Here is a 16,419-nt window from a genome sequence, read left to right as displayed (position 1 = left end):
ATGCCGCCGCAGGGATGCATCCGCCGGCAAAGGCTCGCGGCCGGTCTCAGGGCAGGAGAAGACCATGAGCACGTTCGACAAGCGCGAGGACGCTTTCGAGAAACGATACGTCCACGATGAGGAGATGCAGTTCAAGGCCATGGCGCGGCGCAACCGGCTGCTGGGGCAATGGGCTGCCGAGAAGCTCGGTCTGGCCGGCGACGAGGCGGTCGAATACGCCAAGGCCGTGGTGCGCGCCGATTTCGAGGAGCCGGGGGAGGAAGATGTTTTCCGCAAGATCCGCGGTGACTTCGATGCCGCCGGCGTGGAGCAGTCCGACCACCAGATCCGCCGCACCATGGAAGAACTGATGGCCGAGGCGATCACGCAGGTGAAAACCGAAGGATGATGCCTCCTGCGCAAGGTCGACCTGTCAGATTCGACTGGGCAGGTCCGGCCGCGCAGGTTCTTCCGGGCATGTTTGGAAAGAGGCCGTTTCTCCCTGAGGAGGAGCGGCCTTTTCTTTTGCGCTTTCAACCAGCAAAGCGGGCCTTGACGATCAAAACGGTTGCAGCCGCGTGTGATATGACCAAACTCGGGTGCGGGATGTAAGATGAAATGGCGTCGCGCGATGGTGTTGCCGAGAGAGTGGCGCCTGGGCGCGCCTGAGCGTGCTGGCCGGTCGGAACCGGCCCGGGCAACGACGGTGTTGGAGAGAAACGAACATGATTGAGCCTGCGATGACGCTTGCAAACCGGCTGCGCGCCGGCGAGACGATCGTGACCGCATGGTCGACGCTTCCGGGCACCGCGCTGCCGCAGGAACTGGTGCGCGCCGGCTATCCGGCCGTCACGCTCGACATGCAGCACGGCCGACACGACTACGCGTCCGTGCGCGACGCGATCTCGGCGATCCTGCAGGCCGGCGGCCATCCCGTCGCGCGCATCCCCGTGGGCGAATTCGCGACCGCCAGCCGTCTGCTCGACGCCGGCGCCGAGGCGATCATCGCGCCGATGATCGGTTCGCCCGCCGATGCCGAGGCGTTTGTCTCCTATATCAAGTACCCGCCGGCCGGCACCCGCAGTTGGGGCCCTTCGCGCGCGATGGAACTGCATGGCGTGACCGAAGCCCAGGCTTATCTCATGAGCGCCGATGCGGAGACCATCGGCTTCGGCATGATCGAGACACGCTCGGCGCTGGACGCGGTGCACGAAATCGTCGCAGTTGACGGGCTGGACGGCGTCTTCGTCGGCCCCGCCGATCTCTCCATCGCGCTTTCCGACGGCGCGCGCTGCGCACCGGGCAGCCGCGAGGTGCAGGAAGCCGCGGCAAGGATCGCCGCGGCGGCGCGCGATGCCGGCAAGCTGGCCGGCATCTACTGCAACACGCTGGAGGATGCGAAAGGCGCGCGCGAGATGGGATTCTCCTTCATTTCCTGGGCAAGCGACGGCGCCATCATCCGTGCCGGCGTCTCCGCGCTGCTCGCCCCGTTCCTGGCGCAATAGGGCGCGGCCGATACCGTCCTTCCTCTGCGGCAAGTTGTCCGCAATGGAGATTGACAAATTTCAATGAGTGAATACGAGCGCTGGCGAATGCTGCGTTCGGTCGGCTGAAGCGGTCGATCCCGTCCTCCGCCACGGCGGATTTTCCGGGCGGGCCGCTTCCTGCCGAGCCGAACGGGACCTCGGAGCATTCCGTTTGCGCCAAGCGCTGCGAGGATGTTCCCGGCAGGAGGAGCATCGGACCATGTGGAAGCTCGCCGCAATCATCTTCATCATCGCAGCCCCCACGCTTGCCGGCATCGGCATGCTCGTGCCGCTGACGGTCTTCGGCGTCGGCCAGATCGACACCAACGCCATGTTGATCGCGACCGCCGCCGGCGCCGTCGTGGCTCTACCGGTCAGCATCTGGGTCGCCAAGCGCATCAACGATCTTTTCAAGCCGCGCCATGGCCATCCGGCCTGACGCGGCGACGCCGGCGCCGATTATCCGGCATTTGGCGCGCGGCGTGGGCGCCTGAGGTATTTCCTCCTGATGCAACCGCCATAGATATGAGGCGGTCCGCATCAGGAGAGTTTCCATGACCAATATCGAGAATGCCGGCACCTTCACCCTCGGCGACCGCGCGGTGAAGCGGATCGGCTACGGCGCCATGCAGCTTGCCGGGCCCGGCGTCTTCGGCCCACCGAAGGATCGCGCTGCGGCCGTCGCCGTCCTGCGCGAGGCTGTGGAACAGGGCGTCGACCACATCGACACCAGCGATTTCTACGGTCCCCATGTCACCAACGAGATCATTCGCGAGGCGCTCCACCCCTACCCGGATGATCTCGTCATCGTCACCAAGATCGGCGCGCGGCGCGGGTCGAAGGGCGAGTGGTTGCCCGCGTTTTCCGCCGAGGAGCTGACGAGCGCGGTCCACGACAACCTGCGCAATCTCGGCCTCGACGTGATGGAGGTGGTGAACCTGCGCCTCATGTTCGATCCGCACAAGCCGGCAGAAGGCCCGATCGAGGAGCCGCTGACGGCGCTTGCCGAACTCCAGCGTCAGGGCCTCGTCAGGCATATCGGGCTCAGTCACGCCACCTCCCGCCAGGTGGCCGATGCCCGCAAGATTTGTGACATCGTCTGCGTGCAGAACATGTACAACATCGCCAATCGCAATGACGATGCGCTGATCGACGATCTGGCGGCGGAGGGGATCCCCTACGTGCCGTATTTCCCGCTCGGCGGCTTCACGCCGTTGCAGTCGGAAACGCTGAACGACATCGCGAAGCGGCTTGAGGCGACGCCCATGCAGGTCGCGCTCGCCTGGCTGCTGCGCCGTTCGCCCAACATCCTGCTGATCCCCGGCACGTCATCTCTCGGTCACCTGAGGGAAAACCTCGCGGCGGCCGAACTCGACCTGCCGGAAGACGCGATCCGGGAGCTCGACGGCATCGGCAAGGCCGCTTGACGAAAACGCGATCCGCGAGGGCCGGGCTCTCGCGGATCGCTGGCATGAAGGGGGCATCTTGCGGCAAACGCCGCTCAGCGCGCCTTATCGGGCCCGGTCTTCGCATCGACCATCGCGGACTTGATGAACGCGATCGAAGCCTCCAGCTTCTCCGCCTCCCACGCATTCAGCGTCACGGGCAATTGCTTCACGATGCCCTCGCGGCCGAGAACGCAGGGCATGCTCAGCGCCACGTCGCCGTCGTGCCCGTACTGCCCGCGCAGGGTCGCGCAGGCAGGATAGACGCTGCGCTCGTCGAGCAGCACGGCTTTCGCCATCGTCACGGCCGCCTGGGCGACACCGGCATTGGTCCAGCCTTTGCCGTTGAACACCTCGTAGGCCGCGCTGATGATCTTGGCCTTGACGACCTCGGGATCCTGGATGTCCTCGCGCGCCGTGAAATAGCGGTCGAGTTCGGCGAACGGAATGCCGGCGACGTTGACGTGGCTGAGTGCGGGAAACGCCGTGCTGCCGTGCTCGCCCATCATGTAGCCGGTGACCGACTTCGGATCGACGTCATAGGTGTCGGCGATGAGCTTCCTGAGCCGCGCACTGTCCAGCATCGTGCCCGTGCCGAACACGTGGCCCTTGGGGTATCCGAACTCGTTTTCCGCGATGTAGACCATCGTATCGAGCGGATTGGTGATCAGGATGACGATGGCGTCGGTGGTGTGCTTCGTGATCCCCGCCATAACCTGGCGGATGACCTCACAATTCGTTTTCGTCAGCAGCGTGCGGTCCGGCTCGCCTTTCGGATTTGACGGGTCCGGGATGACGCTGGGCCCGGCCGCGACGATGATCACGTCGGCTTCCGCGCACTGCTCGTATCCGCCCGACGTCACGTCCACATTGTTCATGTAGGTGAGCGCGGTCGCCTGCGCCTGGTCGAGCGCCTCGCCGTAGGCGACGTTTTCCAGAATGTCGATCACACCGATTTCGGCAAAGAGCCCGATCTTCATGGCATCCGCGAGCACATAGGAGCCGACATGGCCGGCACCAACGACGACGAGTTTGTTCTTGTGCATGGTGTTCTCTTTGCAAATTCAGTGGGGACGGCGCCGGAAATCGGGAGGCGGCGCGGGTCCTGAATGTTTGGTAGACCCGGGCGGGACGGGCTTCAAGAGGGGCGAGCCAGGGAAAGGCGAGCGCGGGCGCTGAGGCCCGAAGAGAAGGAGGGCCGACCGAGGTCTCGATTGGTTCGCCGATTGCCTCACATCGCGCCGGTTGCCCATCCTTCGAGACGGCCGCTTCGCGACCTCCTCAGGATGACGTTATCGTTTTGTTATTTCTGAAGAAAACATCCGCACATACAGCGTCATCCTGAGAGCTCGGTCCGAAAACGGTAACGGGACACGCGCTTTCAACCTCTCACGCTCATGTCTCTCCGCCGTCATTGCCCGGCGAAGTCCGGGCAATCCACCTCCAGCCGCAGCATCCGGGGCGCGCGCTGGATCACCTGGACTTCGCCGGGTGATGACGATGGAGGGGTATGAAGGCGCGTAGAATCCGAGGCGAAGAACCGGTTACCATTTTCGGGCCAGCCTCTGAGGAGGCCGCGTAAGCGGGCGTCTCGAAGGATGGGCAGCTGGTGCGACGCCCGGAAGGCTCCGGCCCTCGCTACCCCAGTCGCGACATGAACTTGGCGAACGACAGCAGTCCCTCCGGCCACGGGCCCTGGCCGCTGTCGGCATTGATGTGGCCGGCATCGCCCGCATCCTGAAACTGCGAACCCCAGGCATGCGCGATCGTCTCCGCCTTGGCCCACGGCGAATAAGGGTCCGTACGGCTCGCCACCAGAACGCTCGCAAACGGCAGGACCTCGCGCGGAATGGGCGCGAAGCCCGGAACCGGCGCCGGTATGCGGCTCACATCCTCGACGTCCGGCATGGCGACGAGATAGGCGCCCGCCACCTTGCCCGCGTCGAACTCCGGCGCCGCATGGGCCACCGTGACGACGCCCAGCGAATGGGCGACGATCACCACCGGCTTTTCCGCCACATTCACCGCCCGCACCAGCCGTTCGATCCACTGCGCCTTGTGCGGCCTATCCCAATCGCCGAGCTCGACACGTCGGGCGGTCGAAAGCTTCGCCTCCCAGCGCGTCTGCCAGTGGTCGGGCCCGGAATTTCCAAGGCCCGGAACGATGAGGATATCGGCTTCAGCGGTTTTCATGGGCAGATCGTCTTGTCGTGGCCGTTGTCTCTTGGGGAGGGCTCACACCTCGCCGAACACCCGCTTGAAGATCGTGTCCACATGCTTGGTGTGATAGGCGATGTCGAAGCGCTCGCGGATTTCTTCCTCCGACAGATAGGACCTGACGTCCTTGTCCGCCAGAAGCTCTTCCAGGAAGTCGACGGTCGCAGAGCCGGAGACGTGGTAGCTGTCCCACACCTTCATGGCGTTGCGCTGGACGAGACGGTAGGCGTCCTCGCGCGAGCAGCCGGCCTGGGTCAGCGCCAGCAGGATGCGCTGCGAATGAACGAGCCCGCCGAGCCGGTCCATGTTGCCCTTCATGCGTTCGGGATAGACCAGCAGCTTGTCGATGACGCCGGTCAGCCGCACCAGCGCGAAGTCGAGCGTCACGGTGGCGTCCGGCCCGATCATGCGCTCCACGGAGGAATGCGATATATCTCGCTCGTGCCACAGCGCCACGTTCTCCATCGCCGGGAAGGCGTAGGAGCGCACCATGCGGGCAAGGCCGGTGAGGTTTTCGGTGAGCACGGGGTTGCGCTTGTGCGGCATGGCCGAGGAGCCCTTCTGGCCGGGCGAGAAATATTCCTCCGCCTCCAGAACCTCGGTGCGCTGCAGGTGACGGATCTCGATGGCGAGCCGTTCCACCGACGAGGCGATGACGCCGAGGGTCGCGAAGAACATCGCGTGGCGGTCGCGCGGAATGATCTGCGTGGAGACCGGCTCCACCGACAGCCCCATCGCCTCCGCCACATGCTCTTCGACACGCGGATCGATGTTGGCGAAGGTGCCGACGGCGCCCGAGATCGCGCAGGTCGCGATGTCCTTGCGGGCGGCGACGAGCCGCTCGCGGTTGCGGGCGAATTCCGCATAGGCCTCGGCGAGCTTCAGCCCGAAGGTGACGGGCTCGGCGTGGATGCCGTGCGAGCGGCCGACGGTGACCGTGTCCTTGTGCTCCATCGCCCGGCGCTTCAGCGCCTCCAGCAGCTTGTCGAGATCGCCGATCAGCAGGTCGGCGGCACGCGCGAGCTGCACGGCGAGGCAGGTGTCGAGCACATCCGAAGACGTCATGCCCTGATGGACGAAGCGCGCCTCCGGCCCGACGATTTCGGCCAGATGCGTCAGGAAGGCGATGACGTCGTGCTTGGTCACGCGCTCGATCTCGTCGATGCGCTCCACGTCGAAGGTGGCGTTCTTGGCCTTGTCCCAGATGGTCTTCGCGGCTTCCTTCGGGATCACGCACAGTTCGGCCAGCGCATCGGCGGCGTGCGCCTCGATCTCGAACCAGATGCGGAATTTTGCTTCCGGCGACCAGATGGAGGTCATCTCGGAGCGGGAATAGCGCGGGATCATCGGCGCGGGCCTCATTTTCAGGAAGGGGAGGGTCGCGCGCCGTCTAGCAGGAAACGGGGGGGATCACAATTGCCCGCGTGCCCCTTTGCCGCCGCTCCGGCGATCGCCGCGCGGTATCGGCCCATCCTGCGGACGCCAGCCGCGCCGCCCGTCGGTGCGCGAAAACATGAGGCCCGCCACGAAAAGCAGCGGAATGCCGGCCGGAAACAGCAGCGGCAGCCCGGTCACGGCGAAGATGTAGACGGCCTGTGCGCCGGTGAACAGCGTCTGCCAGACCCAGTCGCGGGTAAACGGGTCAGCATGCCAGGTCGCATAATAACGGTTGAAATGCAGATAGAACAGGAAACCGGTGAAGCCGACCGTGCCAAGCGTCAGCGAGACCACCATGGCTGCGAACCGTGCCGTCTTCTGCGGCCGCCGCAGCACGAGCATGACCGCGGTTGGAAAGGCCGTCACCGCGCCGATGACGCCGCCGGCAAAGAAGATCGCGAGGATCGTCGCCATCCGGCCATCGAGCGGCCGGTCGTCGCCGACGAGCCTTGAGAATGCGATCAGCGTCACCGCCGCGCCCCAGCCGAGCGCCATCATTCCAAGCCGTGCCAGCAGCCGGACAAGCGGCGTGCGCGGCTTGCGCCGGCTGGCCATACGACGATCGGGGCGGCGCCGTTCGACAGGTGCCGCGATGGGGGAGGCCGGTTGGACGGTCATACCGGCAGAATTAACACAGGAAAGATTGGGAAAGCGTTGCGTCAGGAGTGGAGGGGCATTCCCTTCTTCCCGGCGCACTCTCCGGTGCCATCCCGGGCGCACTGCGGCACGTCAGGGCTGCGGTGCAGACCCGGGACCTCGCGCGGCAGGCTCCGAGGGAAGATCCCGGATCTGCGAAGCGGCACTTCGCGCCGCGTCGCGTCCGGGATGACGCCGGAGGGTTTGGCGGACCGGATGCGAATTGCTGCAACGCGCGCGCGGTGCCCATGGAAACGGGATCCGGCGCGAATCCGTGGAACCGGCGCGATCCGTTCCCCCAACATTTCGCGGTCCCGCTCTATTACTCCATCAGTTTGCAGTCGAAATACTTCTCCGTCTTCATGCCGAAGAGGTTCTTCCTGTCCGTGCAGTCCGTCGAGACCTTGCGCGCGGCGACGAACCGGAGCCCCTTCACCTTGTCGCCCATGACGGCGGCGAGGCTCTCGCGGGCGCGCTCCGTCCAGACCTCGCCCTGGCCGTCCGGCGGCAGGACGACCACCGTGTCGGGCGCGAATTCCGCGACCCAGGTGAAGGTCTTGATGCGGACGATCGTCGAATATTGGGTCTTGACCAGCGGAAGCTTCGTGGTGAGCGCGTAGCGGCCGGTGCCTTCCATCGGACTGGTTGTGAAAGTCATGCGAACGCCGTTCACGCCGGCGACCGGTAACGTGTGCTCGAATGATATTTTCGTCGTAGGCACCATGTTGAATTCGTATTCGTCCTTGGCACAGCTGCCGAAGTCTCCCTCGGGGCTGACCGGACAGGAGACATGTCGGAAAATTTGCTTTGAGTTGGACATCTTGCCGCCTTGTCCGGCAAAGAAGCTGACGAGGTACGTGTTGCCGGGCTTGAGCCGGTAGGCGTTGCCGCTGTCGGCGAATTCGGTGACAGGCGTGGAGCCGCAGGAGCTGAGCACGAGAGAGACGACAAGCAGGACGAGGAAGCGCATAAGGAAACTCACATGGCGAGAAAAGACGTTGCCTCGACCTCATGGAGCGGGCGTTTTTGCGTCCAACGTTTCCTCATGTTGCGCACGTGTTTCCGCTCTCCCGCGCAAACGCCAATCGCTCCGCCCCCGTGAAGGCCCGGATGCGGTCGAGTTCGGCTTCAAGCTTCGCCGTCCGCCCGGCCGACTTTCGCACCCCCGGTTCCCACCAAAGCCCCGAAACCCGAAGCTCGCTCTCCTTGCGGTGGTGCTTCATGTCGATGCGGCCGATGAGCCGGTCGCCCTCCATCAGCGGGAAGACGTAGTAGCCATATTCGCGTTTCGGTTCGGGCACGAAAATCTCAATGCGGTAGCGAAAGCCGAACAGGCGTTCGGTGCGGGCCCTGTCGCGGATCAGCGGGTCGAACGGGCTCAGAACGCGCAGCCGCGAGGGCGCTTCCGGTGCGGCGGCAATCGCCTCCGCTATGTCGGGTCGCGCAAAGGCCGAACGCGTGGTGCGGTCGGCGTTCTCCACGTCCACATCGAAGAGCGCGCCAGCCGCAAGGCTATCCGCGCACCAGGCCTTGGCGTCCTCCAGCGTCACCAGATCCCAGAAGGCGGCGATTTCGGCGGGCGTCGCGAAGCCGAGCCGTTCCATGGCCGATGAACAGGCCCATTCCACGAAGTCTCCTTGGGAGACCTCCCGCTCGAAATGCTCGCGCGGTATCGCCCGCTCGGTCAGATCATAGACCTTCTGGAACCCCTCGCGCCGCACGATGGCGAGAGCTCCCGTGCGCCACAGATATTCCAGCGCCGTCTTGGTCGGATGCCACTCCCACCAGCCCTCGTTCGACTTTTTCGGGCCCGTGTCATTGCCGAGCTCGCGCGCCATGGTCGGGCCGTTGTCGCGGATGTGGGCCAGCACCTCGCCGATCATGTGCGCGAATTCCTCGCGCTGCCAGTTCGTGAAGCGCTCCAGAAGCCGGTCCCGATTGCGCGCAAACCGGTGCTTCCAGTAGGGGAAGAACCGCGCCGGGATCACCGAGGCGTCGTGCGTCCAGTTCTCGAACAGCACGCGGTCGCGCTCGTGCAGCCGCTTGAGGTCGGTCTGCCGGTAGCCTTGCGTGCGTGCGAAAAGGATGTGGTGGTGCGCACGCTCCACGGTCTGGATGCTGTCGAGCTGCACGAAACCGAGCTTCTCGATGAGCGCGTATAGTTCGTTGGGCGAAAGCCGGCTGCGCGGAGGGATCGACAGGCCTTGCGCATCGATGAGCAGACGGCGGGCGTCGCGATTCTGGATCAGCAGTGTCATGGCGTCACTATGCCAACGAAGGAGAGCGCGCGCAGCCCGTTTTGCCTCGCAAAGGCGGATGGCGTCACGGTCTGGAGGCGAGCAGGCGGATGCCGGCATAGCCGAAGACGAGGGCCAGCGATCCCTCGATCCACCGCCGCGCCCGCTGGTAGGCGGTCACCATCGGTTTGGTGGAAAAGACCAGCGCATAGCCGACGAAGATGACGACGGAGAGAAGGGCGCAGCCCGCGAGAATCGCCGGCAGCGTGTAGGCGGGAGCGCCGGGACGAAGACCGAGCGACATGATCGCGATCCAGCCCAGCACCGCCTTCGGGTTGGTCAGGTGCAACAGCAGGCCGCGGCGATAGAGACGGGTGCGGCTTGACGGTCTGGCCGGCGCGATAGGCCCGGCCGGGCGTGCGCTTAGCGCTGCGCGCGCCGATTTCCAGGCGAGATGGATCAGATAGAGGCCGCCCGCGATCTTGATGACGAAGAGCGCCCCGGCAAAGGTGGTCAGCACGGCGGAAAGCCACGTCGCGGCCAGAAGCGCCCACGTCTGGCTGCCGGTGACGATGCCGAGCGCCAGCGCCACCGCCGGGCCGCGCCCCTCGTTCATCGCGGTGCCCATGATGGCCATGTTGGAGGGGCCGGGGCTCGCGACCGCAATGACATAGGCCGCATAGACCAGAAGAAGCGGGTGCAGAATATCCGTGCTCACGTGGCGCGCCTCCCTGGCAGGGCCTCCGGTGCCCCTTGGGCTCCTTCGCCGCAACTGTCGGAAAGAAACGTCTCGGCTGCAAGCATGTTTGCGCGTCGGGCCTCACGTTATCGTCGTGAACCGCGCCGGGCGGGCAAACGAAAACGCCCGCCGGGTGGGGCGGGCGCTTCGTTGGTGTCGCGGGGAAGCGACGGGGTCAGGCTTCCGGACGTTCCTCGGGCCGGTCAGTGCCGGAGGTCGTGTCCTTGCCGCGGCGCTCGGCCATGAACTGGTCGAACTCCTGACGGTCCTTGGACATGCGCAGCCGCTCCAGGAAATCGTGGAAGGCGTCCTGCTCTTCCTCAAGCCGCCTGAGCGTCTCCGCCTTGTATTCGTCAAAGGCGGCGTTGCCGGAGGACGGCGAGCGCTCCCACCAGTCGCGGCCGCCCATGCGCGAGCGCATGCGGTCCATCTTTTCATGCATGCGCTGCATCTTGCGTTCAAAGCGGTCGGAACCGCGTGCGTGACATCCCATGCGTCCACTCCAGAGCAAGTAAGCCAGGACAGCCAGTCCCAGCGGCCAGAAAACGATGAAGCCGATGATCATGACGGCGATCCACGCGGGCCGTCCCATTTCATCGAGCTTGTTCGTGACAGAGGCTGCTGCCGTCATGATTGACCTCGTGTGAATGTGAATAACATTAACATGGTTGCATGCAACGGCGCTGTCAAGAGAGGCGCGGACGGATTTTCCGCACGCGTTCGCGGGCCGTTTCCGGCCATGCGTTCTGGCGTGTTCAGGGGGCTGTTTTCTGCTCGATTTGGCCGCTCTGACCATGCGCATCTCGAGATGCGCTTGCGCGAAGTATCGCGACGTTCGTTACCGGACACGCGTTTCGAGGCTCGGAAAAGGAGGACGAGAGGCCATGGGGCCGGATCGCATCAGGGGAGCGGAAAACGTTCGCTGGCCCATCCGGTCGGTCGGCGGCCTGCAGGCCATGGCCGCGGCGAAGGCGGCGAGGCGATTTGGTTCGCGGGCGGGGAAGGGCGGCGGCCGGTGCCGCGGAGGATCAGCACTATGTCGGCCACCGCCCATTCCGCCGGTCTCTCTCAGGTCCGGCGGGTGCCGTGGGGGCGGAGTGTCGGATCCTCCCCCAGGCGGGAGGTCACTTGCGGATTTCGACGTTGCTGGCGGTGCGCTTGCCGGCCTTCACGTCGTAGGTGACGGCCACCTTTTCGCCCGCCTTCAGGCCGGGGTTCTTCCAGCCTTCGGGAAGGCGATACTTCGCGCCGTCCTTGAGCGTGAGCGTCATGCTCTTGTGGTTGAACGATTTCACCGTGCCGGTCGTGGTCTGGGCTGCGAAGGCAGCGGTGGCGGAGGCAAGCAGAGCGACGGCTGTAGCGGAAACAACGATACGACGCATGATTGCTATTCCCTGCGAAGAGGCTCGTGCTGATGTGATGCGAGCCAGTCGAACGAATGGTCCGGGATCGCTCCGTCCCGGTCGCCTTGAAAGGCGCCGCGGAGGGATCCCCCTTTCGCGAGAGGGACTTTCGTCGCCTCCACAACCTCTTTCAAATTAACAAAAAATAATCCGTTCTGCCCCCAGGCCGCCTTCAAAATGACGCCATGCCGGCCCTGTGCCGGACGCTTTGGCGCGTCTGCGCCGGGCGTCGCAACGCGCCCGTTCCGGTCGCCTATTCGGCTTTCGGCTTGAGGCCTTGCAGGTAGATCAGCAAGCCCGCCTCCAGCAGGTCTTCCGGCGACATGGGCAGTTTCCGCCGTCCCTCGTCGGAACGTCCGAACAGCGACGCGATGCCGTGGGTGAAGGCCCAGATGTGGAAGCTCACCATGGAGGCCGGCGGGCGGCCCTTGGCCGGAAGGTCGGCGACCAGCGTTTCGGAGGCCCGCCGCAGCACGGCGTAGGCCCGCTCCGCCGCCTCGCGAAGCTCCGGCGTCGCGCCGTGCGGCAGGCCGGATTCGAACATCGTCGTATAATAGGCGGGCTCCGCCTTGGCGAAGGCCAGATAGGCGCGTCCGACCCGCTCGAACGCCGTGCGCGGATCCGGTGCGCCGTCCGCCCACGCCGTCTCCAGGGCTTCGGCGAAAAGCTCGAAGCCGCGCAGCGCCACATCGACGAGCAGCTCGTCGCGATCGCGGAAATGGCGGTAGGGGGCTGCTGGACTGACGCCGGCCGAGCGTGCGGCCTCCGCCACGGTGAAGCCGGACGGCCCTTTTTCGGCAATGAGATCAAGCGCCGCCCGAAGGAGCGCCTCCCTCAGATTGCCATGATGATACCCGCGTCCGCTTCGTTTCCAGCTCATGTGAACGGGCTTTACATGATGGGTGCCGATTTTGCGAGGGGAAAGAAGGGGACGGGGAGGGAAGGGAAGGGAGGAAGGAGAAAGAGCGGCTTCGCCGCGCTTGTTGCGCTGGATTCCGGATCAGCGCTCGGCTCCGCCTCGCTTGTCCGGAATGAGGGTGTGTGTGGAGAGCTTCAAGCTAGCCACAAACGCCCTCATTCCGGGCGGTCTGCGGCGAACGCCGCATGGCCAGACCCGGAAGCCAGCGCGACAAGGGCGGCGAAGCCGCTCTATTTATCTGCCCTTCCTTCGTCCCGCCCACGCCGTCACTGCGTGTTCGGGTTCTTCTCGAAGGTCGTCGACAGCGCGAGAAAACGACGGTCCAGCCCCTCGAAGCCGAACTGGTAGACGGAGAGCAGCACCACCATCACCGGCCCCTTGCCCGGACGGGGAAAGACGATGATGTCCGACAGTCCGTAATGGAGCGGGCAGCCGCGCGAGGCGGGAATTTCGGTGTCCTCGTGCAGGATGCGCAAGGGGGCTCCCGTCGCCCCTTCCAGAACGAGTGCGTAGCCATGGGTATCGCTCGTCAGCGTCGCGCAGTCGGCCTTGGGCATGGCGATCTCGGTCAGCCGGAGCCGCGCCGTGCCCAGGCCCAGCCTGTCGCCGTCGTCCTTCAGCGTGAACGGCAGGAAACGGGCCGCATCGCGCGCATCCGCCGCCCTGTCGGAGACAAGCGTCTTGCCCTCCACCCCGATGTTGAGCCGCCAGAGAAACGGGTCGATCCGCTTGCGCGCGGCCTTGCGTGCCGCATCGACGCTCGCCCCGTCCGTGCGGAGCAACTCGCGCGCGGGCGTGCCGCGTACCCAGCTGTCGGTTGCGGTTTCCAGCACGAACACGTCGGAATAGGGAAAGCCGGAGCCGTCCTGCCGGCCGTATTGCTCGAATGCGAAATGCGATCCGTCCGGTGAAAAGCCGATGATCGCCCGCTGCGCCGCATCGGCGGCCAGCGCGCCGGTGACGGCGCAAACGCATGCAAGCCCGTTCACGATGACAGCGGCAAGCCGGTTTTGCAGATAGCGCGTGCGCATGGGGTGTTTCCTCGTCGCTCGCTCGGATCGAAATCGCCGCACCGCTCCACATCGGAAATGCCTTGCGCATCGGAGGCGATGGCCAGCCCCGGCGGCAGCAGGCTGCGCGGCGGAATGCGGATAGGTGAAAACAGAAAAGCCGCCCGCTTTCAAGGCGCGCCAGAATCTCCTGGGCGGCCGGCCGTTTCGGCTCTTGTCTCCCGTCACGGACCCCTGCCGTTCGCCCCGGGCTGTTCGGCTTCTGCGGCGCCGTCTGGCAAAAGCGTCTAGAATCCAAACCCCATCTGCCGCGTTTCTTCCGGCTCGACGCCTTCCAGAGCCAGCAGATACTGTTTGGTGACCACGCCGCCGGGCGCCGAAAACCCGCCCATGCGGCCACCGGCGGCCAGAACCCGGTGGCAGGGGATGATCACGGGGATCGGGTTGGCGCCCATCGCCCGCCCCACGGCCTGCGCCGCTCCCGGCGTGCCCAGCATCTCCGCCAGGCCGCCATAGGTCGTGGTCTCGCCCCAGCCGATCCGGCACAGCGCCGCGTAAAGCGTGCGGCGGCTTTGCGAAACGCCGGAAAGGTCGAGCGGCACACCGGTAAAATCCTCCCGCTCGCCGGCGAAGTAGCGTTTCAGCTTCGCCAGCGCGTCCATGACGAAGCCTGGCGCATCCGGAGGTGGGGCGGCCATTGGCTGACGTGATGGCGTGCTGGGTTGTGTACCCGGCGCTGAGCCCGCACTCCCGCCAAACCCGGAACCGCCAAACCCGGAACCGCCAGACCCGGAACCGCCAGACCCGGCATCGCCTGACCCGGCATCGCCAAACCCTGCGGCTCTTTCGGGCAGCCGCAGCCGCGTCAGTCCGTTCGCGCTCCAGCCGAGCCGGCCGCGCCCCATTGGCGTGTCGAATTCGCACCAGTTCGTCGTCTCGCCTGCCGCAAGCATGGCGCGCTGCCTTTCCCGCCTTCAGCCCCGGTATTGCGTGTACAAAACGTGAACGAAGTGTAACGCGAAACGAGGCTTCGCGACAAGCTTTCCGACGCTGTTCAACGAGACGCCGCCTCAGGCGCGCGCGGCGTCGGCTGTTGCGCGAATGGCCTTGATGTGGCGCTCGTAGAATTGCGGCTGCTCGGGCGAGCCGCCCTTGAAGACGGCCGACCCCGCCACCAGCACGTTGGCCCCCACCGCGGCCACCAGCGGCGCCGTTTCGGCCGTCACCCCACCGTCCACCTCGATATCGATCGGCCGGTTGCCGACCATGTCGCGGATGCGGGCGATCTTGTCGATCACGGCGGGGATGAACTTCTGCCCCCCGAAACCCGGATTGACGCTCATGACGAGGATGAGGTCGAGCCGGTCGAGGACATATTCCAGAACGTTCTCCGGCGTGCCGGGATTGAGCGAGACACCCGCCTTCTTGCCAAGATTGCGGATCGCCTGCAGCGAGCGGTCGAGATGGGCGCCCGCTTCGGCGTGCACGGTGATGATGTCGGAGCCGGCCTTTGCGAAGGCCTCCAGATACGCATCGCAGGGCGAGATCATCAGGTGCGTGTCGAAGATCTTGTCCGTGTGCGGGCGCATGGCGGCGATGACGTCGGGCCCGAAGGTGATGTTGGGCACGAAATGGCCGTCCATGACGTCGAGATGGATCCAGTCGGCGCCGGCGCCGTCCACGGCTTTGATTTCGTCGCGAAGGCACGAGAAGTCGGAGGCGAGCATCGAGGGGGCGATCAGTGTCGAGGTCATGGGCGTTTGCCTTGTCGAACGAGCGGGAACCATTGCCCGCTAGCATGGCAGGGCGCGTGCGGCAATGACAGAAGTCAGCGATCCGTCGCCGCCGGTGCGCCATCTGCCGCCGCCATCCGGCGCGCCAGCGGCTTCAGGATCATCGGCAGCATGTAGATCGGGAACTGGCCGAGCGCGAAATAGAGCCACGTGAGGTCCGGCACGGAAGCGCCCATCGCCGCCACCATCAGCCCCATGTTGCGGTTGCCCGCGGCCAGCGCGATGGTGAAGGCGTCCGCCCGCCCGATCCCGCGCAGGCCGAGGTAGGTCACCGCAATCTGCGCGAAGGCGACCGCGAATGTCAGCGCCGTGATCGCGACGATGAGCATCGGATCGCTCATGAACCGCGCCACCACCCCGTCCATCGCCGCGATGATGAAGGCGAAGAGCAGGATCACGTTGACGCCGTCGATCTCGCTCCTGGCCGCCTCGATGCGCTCCCGCCCGGCCAGCCGCCGGACCGCCCAGGCAACCGCGATGGAACCGGCGAGCAGCCCGCCGAGGTTCATCGCCAGCCTCAGCGGATCGAGAGGCAACGCATCGGCGAGCAGAAAACCGGCGACGAAGGGGGCGGCAAGCGGCGTCAACAGCACGCAGGCGACCATGACGGTCAGGCTCAGCGCTCCGTCGAGCCCCATCAGGAAGGCGAAGGCCGGGGCCGACATGACGGGCGGCGCTGCGGTCACGATGAAGAGCGCCAGCATCATTTGCGGCGAAAGGGTTTCCAGGTGAAAGGCATGCGCGACGAGGCCCGCCCCAAGCGGAATCGCCGCCATCATCCAGGCGACGGCCGCCACGATCAGCATCGGCCGGGACAGCCGCCGCGCCACGGCCGCCGGCTCCACTCGGAGGAAGGCCAGCACCAGCAGTGCGAAGATCGCGTGTGGAATCCAGGGCCTGAGCGTTGCGGAAAAGGCCGGCAGCATCAGTCCTGCCACCGCACTTGCCGCTGCCGCACGCGCGCCGTGCCGGCCGAGAAAGTTCAGCGCCGCGCGCGGTGCGGCGAGAGCCCTTCGGGCGGTCGTGGCGATGCGGCGAAAATTCATCGGGTATGTTCCGTAACCGGTTGATCTTGCTC

General features: G+C 65.6%; 18 protein-coding genes. 4 read left to right on the top strand and 14 right to left on the bottom strand.

The genetic code is table 11. The features are described from left to right. Positions 1-64 precede the first annotated feature (64 nt). The 4 genes from V2L18_RS18315 to V2L18_RS18300 all read left to right on the top strand — a co-directional run bounded on the left by V2L18_RS18315 (position 65) and on the right by V2L18_RS18300 (position 2,932). A complete protein-coding gene (locus V2L18_RS18315; protein ID WP_336179744.1) occupies positions 65-388 on the top strand; it encodes a DUF1476 domain-containing protein in 324 nt (107 codons plus the stop codon). Between the two features lie 316 nt (positions 389-704). Then, positions 705-1,484, top strand: a complete 780-nt coding sequence (locus V2L18_RS18310; RefSeq protein ID WP_336179743.1) for an aldolase/citrate lyase family protein — start codon at positions 705-707, stop codon at positions 1,482-1,484. A gap of 241 nt (positions 1,485-1,725) precedes the next feature. Beyond that, a complete protein-coding gene (locus V2L18_RS18305; RefSeq protein WP_336179742.1) occupies positions 1,726-1,944 on the top strand; it encodes a hypothetical protein in 219 nt (72 codons plus the stop codon). 115 nt (positions 1,945-2,059) lie between these two features. Continuing rightward, positions 2,060-2,932 carry an aldo/keto reductase family oxidoreductase gene (locus V2L18_RS18300; RefSeq protein WP_336179741.1) on the top strand — a complete coding sequence of 291 codons (873 nt, stop codon included), beginning with the start codon at positions 2,060-2,062 and terminating at the stop codon, positions 2,930-2,932. Positions 2,933-3,006: 74 nt separating this feature from the next. Here V2L18_RS18300 and V2L18_RS18295 read toward each other — a convergent pair whose 3' ends face one another. The 14 genes from V2L18_RS18295 to V2L18_RS18230 form a co-directional block, all read right to left on the bottom strand. Further along, positions 3,007-3,996, bottom strand: a complete 990-nt coding sequence (locus V2L18_RS18295) for a hypothetical protein (RefSeq protein WP_336179740.1) — start codon at positions 3,994-3,996, stop codon at positions 3,007-3,009. Between the two features lie 592 nt (positions 3,997-4,588). Then, the gene (locus V2L18_RS18290) at positions 4,589-5,143 is read right to left on the bottom strand and encodes an alpha/beta hydrolase (protein ID WP_336179739.1); all 555 of its coding nucleotides are present in this window, start codon (positions 5,141-5,143) and stop codon (positions 4,589-4,591) included. A gap of 42 nt (positions 5,144-5,185) precedes the next feature. Next, positions 5,186-6,514 (bottom strand): adenylosuccinate lyase, encoded by a 1,329-nt coding sequence (gene purB / locus V2L18_RS18285; protein WP_336179738.1) that lies wholly within the window; start codon positions 6,512-6,514, stop codon positions 5,186-5,188. 63 nt (positions 6,515-6,577) lie between these two features. Continuing rightward, entirely contained in the window at positions 6,578-7,159 is a 582-nt protein-coding gene (locus tag V2L18_RS18280) for a hypothetical protein (protein WP_336179737.1), read from the bottom strand. Between the two features lie 403 nt (positions 7,160-7,562). Next, positions 7,563-8,210, bottom strand: a complete 648-nt coding sequence (locus V2L18_RS18275) for a hypothetical protein (RefSeq protein WP_336179736.1) — start codon at positions 8,208-8,210, stop codon at positions 7,563-7,565. A 73-nt stretch (positions 8,211-8,283) separates the two neighbouring features. After that, positions 8,284-9,498 (bottom strand): crosslink repair DNA glycosylase YcaQ family protein, encoded by a 1,215-nt coding sequence (locus tag V2L18_RS18270; protein ID WP_336179735.1) that lies wholly within the window; start codon positions 9,496-9,498, stop codon positions 8,284-8,286. Between the two features lie 64 nt (positions 9,499-9,562). Next, complete coding sequence (locus V2L18_RS18265) at positions 9,563-10,195, bottom strand: LysE family translocator (RefSeq protein WP_336179734.1); 633 nt, start codon at positions 10,193-10,195, stop codon at positions 9,563-9,565. A gap of 196 nt (positions 10,196-10,391) precedes the next feature. Beyond that, positions 10,392-10,847 (bottom strand): DUF2852 domain-containing protein, encoded by a 456-nt coding sequence (locus V2L18_RS18260; protein ID WP_336179733.1) that lies wholly within the window; start codon positions 10,845-10,847, stop codon positions 10,392-10,394. 493 nt (positions 10,848-11,340) lie between these two features. Beyond that, positions 11,341-11,598: a DUF1344 domain-containing protein gene (locus V2L18_RS18255; RefSeq protein ID WP_336179732.1), complete on the bottom strand. Its 258-nt coding sequence runs from the start codon at positions 11,596-11,598 to the stop codon at positions 11,341-11,343. 274 nt (positions 11,599-11,872) lie between these two features. Then, positions 11,873-12,499 (bottom strand): TetR/AcrR family transcriptional regulator, encoded by a 627-nt coding sequence (locus V2L18_RS18250; protein ID WP_336179731.1) that lies wholly within the window; start codon positions 12,497-12,499, stop codon positions 11,873-11,875. A gap of 305 nt (positions 12,500-12,804) precedes the next feature. After that, a complete protein-coding gene (locus tag V2L18_RS18245) occupies positions 12,805-13,569 on the bottom strand; it encodes a DUF2259 domain-containing protein (RefSeq protein ID WP_336179730.1) in 765 nt (254 codons plus the stop codon). Between the two features lie 266 nt (positions 13,570-13,835). Beyond that, complete coding sequence (locus tag V2L18_RS18240) at positions 13,836-14,453, bottom strand: methylated-DNA--[protein]-cysteine S-methyltransferase (RefSeq protein ID WP_336179786.1); 618 nt, start codon at positions 14,451-14,453, stop codon at positions 13,836-13,838. A gap of 165 nt (positions 14,454-14,618) precedes the next feature. Continuing rightward, positions 14,619-15,302: a ribulose-phosphate 3-epimerase gene (rpe, locus tag V2L18_RS18235; protein ID WP_336179729.1), complete on the bottom strand. Its 684-nt coding sequence runs from the start codon at positions 15,300-15,302 to the stop codon at positions 14,619-14,621. Between the two features lie 74 nt (positions 15,303-15,376). Next, positions 15,377-16,387 carry a sodium:proton symporter gene (locus V2L18_RS18230; protein ID WP_336179728.1) on the bottom strand — a complete coding sequence of 337 codons (1,011 nt, stop codon included), beginning with the start codon at positions 16,385-16,387 and terminating at the stop codon, positions 15,377-15,379. Positions 16,388-16,419: the final 32 nt, after the last annotated feature.

It is taken from the genome of Breoghania sp. JC706, assembly GCF_037026715.1.
Taxonomy (GTDB): domain Bacteria; phylum Pseudomonadota; class Alphaproteobacteria; order Rhizobiales; family Stappiaceae; genus Breoghania.
Note: the sequence above shows the minus strand (reverse complement) of the source record. Positions and strands in the feature narration are given on the sequence as shown.

Excerpts from the sequence above, each read along its gene's own strand:
- V2L18_RS18315 (WP_336179744.1), top strand. The coding sequence starts at position 65 with ATGAGCACGTTCGACAAGCGCGAGGACGCTTTCGAGAAACGATACGTC.
- V2L18_RS18310 (WP_336179743.1), top strand. The coding sequence starts at position 705 with ATGATTGAGCCTGCGATGACGCTTGCAAACCGGCTGCGCGCCGGCGAG.
- V2L18_RS18305 (WP_336179742.1), top strand. The coding sequence starts at position 1,726 with ATGTGGAAGCTCGCCGCAATCATCTTCATCATCGCAGCCCCCACGCTT.
- V2L18_RS18300 (WP_336179741.1), top strand. The coding sequence starts at position 2,060 with ATGACCAATATCGAGAATGCCGGCACCTTCACCCTCGGCGACCGCGCG.
- V2L18_RS18295 (WP_336179740.1), bottom strand. The coding sequence starts at position 3,996 with ATGCACAAGAACAAACTCGTCGTCGTTGGTGCCGGCCATGTCGGCTCC.
- V2L18_RS18290 (WP_336179739.1), bottom strand. The coding sequence starts at position 5,143 with ATGAAAACCGCTGAAGCCGATATCCTCATCGTTCCGGGCCTTGGAAAT.
- purB (WP_336179738.1), bottom strand. The coding sequence starts at position 6,514 with ATGATCCCGCGCTATTCCCGCTCCGAGATGACCTCCATCTGGTCGCCG.
- V2L18_RS18280 (WP_336179737.1), bottom strand. The coding sequence starts at position 7,159 with ATGGCCAGCCGGCGCAAGCCGCGCACGCCGCTTGTCCGGCTGCTGGCA.
- V2L18_RS18275 (WP_336179736.1), bottom strand. The coding sequence starts at position 8,210 with ATGCGCTTCCTCGTCCTGCTTGTCGTCTCTCTCGTGCTCAGCTCCTGC.
- V2L18_RS18270 (WP_336179735.1), bottom strand. The coding sequence starts at position 9,498 with ATGACACTGCTGATCCAGAATCGCGACGCCCGCCGTCTGCTCATCGAT.
- V2L18_RS18260 (WP_336179733.1), bottom strand. The coding sequence starts at position 10,847 with ATGACGGCAGCAGCCTCTGTCACGAACAAGCTCGATGAAATGGGACGG.
- V2L18_RS18255 (WP_336179732.1), bottom strand. The coding sequence starts at position 11,598 with ATGCGTCGTATCGTTGTTTCCGCTACAGCCGTCGCTCTGCTTGCCTCC.
- V2L18_RS18250 (WP_336179731.1), bottom strand. The coding sequence starts at position 12,499 with ATGAGCTGGAAACGAAGCGGACGCGGGTATCATCATGGCAATCTGAGG.
- V2L18_RS18245 (WP_336179730.1), bottom strand. The coding sequence starts at position 13,569 with ATGCGCACGCGCTATCTGCAAAACCGGCTTGCCGCTGTCATCGTGAAC.
- V2L18_RS18240 (WP_336179786.1), bottom strand. The coding sequence starts at position 14,453 with ATGGGGCGCGGCCGGCTCGGCTGGAGCGCGAACGGACTGACGCGGCTG.
- rpe (WP_336179729.1), bottom strand. The coding sequence starts at position 15,302 with ATGACCTCGACACTGATCGCCCCCTCGATGCTCGCCTCCGACTTCTCG.
- V2L18_RS18230 (WP_336179728.1), bottom strand. The coding sequence starts at position 16,387 with ATGAATTTTCGCCGCATCGCCACGACCGCCCGAAGGGCTCTCGCCGCA.